We start from the raw sequence: 5,314 nt of genomic DNA, 5'->3' as shown, positions 1-5,314 counted from the left end.
GGACGCTGAGCCTGATCGAGGTCGGCGCCAGCGCCGGTCTCTGCCTGTTCCCTGACCGGTACGACTACGCGTGGCCGCCGCTGGGCGGACTGGCCGGCAGCGGGGGACCCACCCTGACGGCCGCCACCACCGGCGATCTCCCAATCCCGGTCACCCACCCTGTGGTGGCCTGGCGGGGCGGCGCCGACCTGAACCCCCTCGACGTACGCGATGACGACGCGATGGCCTGGCTGGCCAACCTCGTGTGGCCCGAGCAGGACGAGCGGCGGGCGCGGCTCGAGCAGGCTGTCCGGATCGCTCGGGCTGACCCCCCACGGCTCGTGCAGGGCGACCTCTTCGAATCATTGCCAGGCTTGCTGGCCGAGGCGGGGCGGCACGGGACGCCGGTGGTGTTCCACAGCGCAGTGATCGCCTACCTCCAGGACGAGCCACGTGAGCGCTTTCACGACCTGATGACCGGTCTGGTGGCGGCCGGGGCCTGCCGCTGGGTGAGCAACGAGGCGCCGCACGTGCTGCCGCGTGTGACGGGTGAGCTCGAGGTGCCCATGGGCCGGTTCGTGCTGGGTCTCGACGGCCGACCAGTCGCCCTCACCCACGGTCACGGGCACGCGATCGACTGGCTGTGAGCGAGCGATCCATCGGCTCTGCGCCGTCTGTGAATCGGGCGCGAGTGTCTTGTCGGTGGGCCCTGTCAGACTGACGTAGGCTGGCGCTCTTCCCCTCAGACGCGTCGGCACCAGCGACGAAAAGCGTCCCGTCCTTGACCCCCGGAAGGTGTGGAAGACCCAGCTCATGTCGGCCGGTTCAGGAGACAACTTCGCGCATCTGCACGTCCACACCGAATACTCGATGCTGGACGGCGCGGCCCGGCTGAAGGACCTCGCCGAGCGCACCGCCGAGCTCGGCATGCCGGCGGTGGCGATGACCGATCACGGCAACGTGTTCGGGGCCTACGAGTTCTACCGCCAGTGCAAGGCCGCCGGGGTCAAGCCGATCATCGGCATGGAGGCCTACTTCACGCCCAACATCAGCCGGTTCGAGCGCAAGCGCGTCAACTTCTACAAGGGCGGGCCCGACGACGTCTCCAGTCGCGGCGCCTACACCCACATGACGCTGCTGAGCGAGTCCACCCAGGGCATGCACAACCTGTTCCGGCTCTCGACCGGTGCCTGGCGCGACGGCTTCTTCCAGCACCCGCGCGTCGACCGCGAGCTTCTCTCGCAGCACAGCGCGGGCATCATCGGCACGACCGGTTGCCCCAGCGGTGAGATCCAGGTCCACCTGCGCCACGACAACTACGCCGCGGCGCGCCAGACCGCCGCGGACTACCAGGAGATCCTGGGGCGCGACAACTACTTCATGGAGCTGATGGACCACGGCCTCGACATCGAGCGCCGGGTCCGCGACGGGCTGCTGAAGCTGGCCAAGGACCTCCAGATCCCACTGCTGGCCACCAACGACTCCCACTACGTGCGCCAGGAGGATGCGAAGTCCCAGGAGCACCTGCTCTGCATCAACTCCGGCTCGACGATGGACATCCCGGCCGGCGACGGTCCCGGCAAGCGGTTCGCCTTCTCCGGTGACGGCTACTACATCAAGTCGCCCGCCGAGATGCGCTCGCTGTGGGTCGACAAGTACGACCTCCGCGAGGCCTGCGACAACACGCTGTGGATCGCGGAGCGCTGCGACGTCGCGTTCACCGAGGGCAGTGGCACGTTCATGCCCAAGTTCCCGTGCCCCGAGGGGGAGAACGAGGACTCCTGGCTGGTCAAGGAGGTCGAGCGCGGTCTGCAGGTCCGCTACCCCGCGGGCATCCCCGATGCCGTGCGCAAGCAGGCCGACTTCGAGGTCGGTGTCATCACCGGCATGGGCTTCCCCGGCTACTTCCTCGTCGTCGCCGACTTCATCAACTGGGCCAAGAACAACGGCATCCGCGTCGGTCCAGGCCGCGGCTCCGGCGCCGGCTCGATGGTCGCCTATGCCATGCGCATCACCGACCTCGACCCGTTGGTGCACGGCCTGATCTTCGAGCGGTTCCTCAACCCCGACCGCGTCTCCATGCCCGACTTCGACATCGACTTCGACGAGCGCCGACGTGGCGAGGTCATCCGCTACGTCACCGACAAGTACGGCGACGAGCGGGTCTCCTACATCGTCACCTACGGCACCATCAAGGCCAAGCAGGCGGTCAAGGACTCCTCGCGCATCCTGGGCTACCCGTTCGCGATGGGCGATCGCATCACCAAGGCGATGCCGGCCGCGGTCATGGGCAAGGACGTGCCCCTCCAGGAGATCTTCAACTCCGAGCACAAGCGCTACGGCGAGGGCGGCGAGTTCCGCTCGCTCTACGAAGGTGACAACGACGTCAAGAAGGTCGTCGACACCGCGATGGGCATCGAAGGCCTGAAGCGGCAGTGGGGCGTGCACGCGGCCGGTGTGATCATGTCGAGCGAGCCGCTCCTCGACATCATCCCGATGCTCAAGCGTCCCGCGGACGGCGCGATGATCACCCAGTTCGACTACCCGACCTGCGAGTCGCTCGGCCTGATCAAGATGGACTTCCTGGGGCTTCGCAACCTCACGGTGCTCGACGACGCGGTGAAGAACATCGCCGTCAACCGTGGTGAGGAGGTCGTGCTCGAGACCCTCGAGCTGACCGACCAGGCGACGTACAAGCTCCTCCAGCGCGGCGACACCCTCGGCGTCTTCCAGCTCGACGGCGGTCCGATGCGGGCGCTCCTGCGCTCGATGCGTCCCGACACCTTCGAGGACATCTCGGCCGTGGGTGCGCTCTACCGCCCCGGCCCCATGGGCGCCGACTCGCACAACAAGTACGCCCGCCGCAAGACCGGCCGCGAACCGGTCGAAGCGCTCCACCCCGAGCTGGCCGAGGCCCTCGAGGACGTCCTGGGGGAGACCTACGGCCTGATCGTCTACCAGGAGCAGGTCATGGCGATCGCCCAGAAGCTCGCGGGCTACACGCTGGGCCAGGCCGACATCCTTCGCCGTGCGATGGGCAAGAAGAAGAAGGAGGAGCTGGACAAGCAGTTCGCCGGTTTCTCCGCGGGCATGACCGAGCGTGGCTACAGCTTCGGCGCGATCAAGGCCCTGTGGGACACGCTGCTGCCGTTCTCCGACTACGCCTTCAACAAGGCCCACTCGGCGGCCTACGGCCTGGTGTCCTACTGGACGGCCTATCTCAAGGCCAACTACCCCGCCGAGTACATGGCCGCCCTGCTGACCTCCACGCGCGACGACAAGGACAAGTCGGCGATCTACCTCAATGAGTGCCGCCGGATGAAGATCCAGGTGCTGCCGCCCGACGTGAACGAGTCGCACGCCAACTTCACCCCGGTCGGCAACGACATCCGCTTCGGTCTCACCGCGATCCGCAACGTCGGCGTCAACGTCGTCGACGGCATCGTCGCCGGCCGCACCGACAAGGGTCGCTACGCCGACTTCAACGACTTCATGGACAAGGTCCCGGTCAACGTCTGCAACAAGCGCGTCATCGAGTCGCTGATCAAGGCCGGTGCGTTCGACGAGATGAAGCACAAGCGGCGCGCGCTGGTCACGATCCACGAGATGGCCGTGGATCAATACATCGACATCAAGAAGAACGAGGCGATCGGGCAGGACTCCCTGTTCGGCGGGCTCGACGAGGCCGACGGCGGCTTCGGCGTCAACGTCTCGATCCCCGAGATCGACGACTGGGACAAGATGACGCTGCTCGGGCACGAGCGGGAGATGCTGGGCCTGTACGTCTCCGACCACCCGTTGCTCGGGCTCGAGCACGTGCTGCAGGCCGGCACCGACTGCACGATCGGCCAGCTGATGCTCGACGAGGAGCGGCCGCACGGCTCGACGTTGACCATCAGCGGACTGGTGACGAGCGTCCAGCGCAAGATCACCAAGAAGGGCGATTCCTGGGCCACGGTGACCCTCGAGGACCTCGACGGCGCGATCGAGGTGCTGCTGTTCCCGAGTGCCTACCAACTCGCCTCCTCCCACTTGGTCGAGGACGCGATCATCCGGGTCAAGGGCCAGCTCTCGCGGGACAAGGACCAGCCCGAGCTGCGGGCCCAGGAGGTCACGGTCCCCGACCTGTCCGACGGGCCCTCGGGCCCGGTCACGGTCAACCTGCCGCAGACCCGGATCAACCCGGGGGTGGTCGACAGCCTCAAGGACGTGCTGGCCACGCACCCGGGGGTCACCGAGGTCCTGCTCAACGTCCGCATGCGTGACAAGACGATCGTGCTCAAGGTCGGAGACCACCACCGCGTGACGCCGTCGCCGGCGTTGTTCGCCGACCTGAAGCAGCTGCTCGGCCCGGGGTGCCTGTCGGGATGACCGGTCGGCTGGGTGCGGCCGTCCAGGCCGTCGTCTTCATGGCGGTGTTCGCGCTGTCCGGCGCGCTTGCCGGCTTCGTCTGGGAGCGCGTGTGGGAGCCCCCGGTCGGCGTCGCGTTCCAGGACCAGTGGTTCCTCGAACCCGCCGGACCCGACTACTCCTTCTCCGGGACCGGTTGGTACGTCATCGTGGCGCTCGTCGCCGGTGCGCTGACCACCATCGTGCTGGCCTGGTGGTGGCCACGGCACGAGGTCATGAGCCTCGCCGCAATCGTCGTGGGCTCGATGCTCGCCGGCTGGGTCATGTTCGCGGTGGGTCACGCGCTCGGTCCGCCGGACCCGCAGCTGCTCGCCGCCGGCAAGGAGGACCTGACCGCCATCCCGAGTGACCTGACCCTGGCCGGGGTGGACGGACGACCGCGGTTGTTTCGGCTGGACTCCAGTGCGATGGCCGCGTTCCCGATCGGCGCGATGGTGGCCTCGATCTACGTCTTCCTGGTCGACAGGAGACACCGATCCACTCGCCGAGTTCCCGAGCCCGAGACCCCCTCCGCTGGGTAGGCTGAGTCCGTCTCGCATCCGGCTTCTTCCCGACGGGGGTTCCATGTCCAACACCACTCCACCCGGCGGCCCTGAGTTCCTCGAGTCGTCCACCGGGTCACCCGTGGCTTCCCACGGGCGCTCCGCCGACAACCGCAAGAGAGTGCTTGCGCTCGGCGGCTTGGTCGGTGTGCTGGCGGTGGGTGGCGGCGCCGTGTGGGCGGCATCGTCGTTCCTCGGCACCGGTGCCCAGCCGGCCGAGGCGATGCCGGCCAGCACCCTCGGTTACGTCAGCATCGACCACGACCCAGTCGCCCTGGACGACCCACCCACCGACCTCCACCACCGACTGAACGCCGGCGCACCCCCGCGGGAGGGGGTGGAGGCCCAGCGACCGGGGGACTCCCGCGGTGACCCGGTGGACG

The 5,314-nt window shown here is 67.9% G+C and carries 3 protein-coding genes and 1 pseudogene; all 4 read left to right on the top strand.

Annotation, left to right across the window (positions count from 1 at the left end; all coding sequences use genetic code 11):
- Positions 1 to 626: DUF2332 domain-containing protein (locus RMO85_RS11680; protein WP_310528895.1), on the top strand; the 626-nt coding region annotated here is incomplete at its 5' end.
- A 166-nt stretch (positions 627 to 792) separates the two neighbouring features.
- Positions 793 to 4,350 carry a DNA polymerase III subunit alpha gene (dnaE, locus tag RMO85_RS11675; RefSeq protein WP_310528894.1) on the top strand — a complete coding sequence of 1,186 codons (3,558 nt, stop codon included), beginning with the start codon at positions 793 to 795 and terminating at the stop codon, positions 4,348 to 4,350.
- Entirely contained in the window at positions 4,347 to 4,910 is a 564-nt protein-coding gene (locus RMO85_RS11670; RefSeq protein WP_310528893.1) for a hypothetical protein, read from the top strand. Before dnaE ends, RMO85_RS11670 begins: the two co-directional genes overlap by 4 nt.
- 43 nt (positions 4,911 to 4,953) lie before the next feature.
- Positions 4,954 to 5,314, top strand: a pseudogene (locus RMO85_RS11665) (hypothetical protein); the annotation flags it as partial.

This window comes from Nocardioides sp., from assembly GCF_031422975.1.
In the GTDB taxonomy this organism is placed as follows: Bacteria; Actinomycetota; Actinomycetes; order Propionibacteriales; family Nocardioidaceae; genus Nocardioides.
This window is presented reverse-complemented; position numbering and strand designations above follow the sequence as displayed.

Excerpts from the sequence above, each read along its gene's own strand:
- dnaE (WP_310528894.1), top strand. The coding sequence starts at position 793 with ATGTCGGCCGGTTCAGGAGACAACTTCGCGCATCTGCACGTCCACACC.
- RMO85_RS11670 (WP_310528893.1), top strand. The coding sequence starts at position 4,347 with ATGACCGGTCGGCTGGGTGCGGCCGTCCAGGCCGTCGTCTTCATGGCG.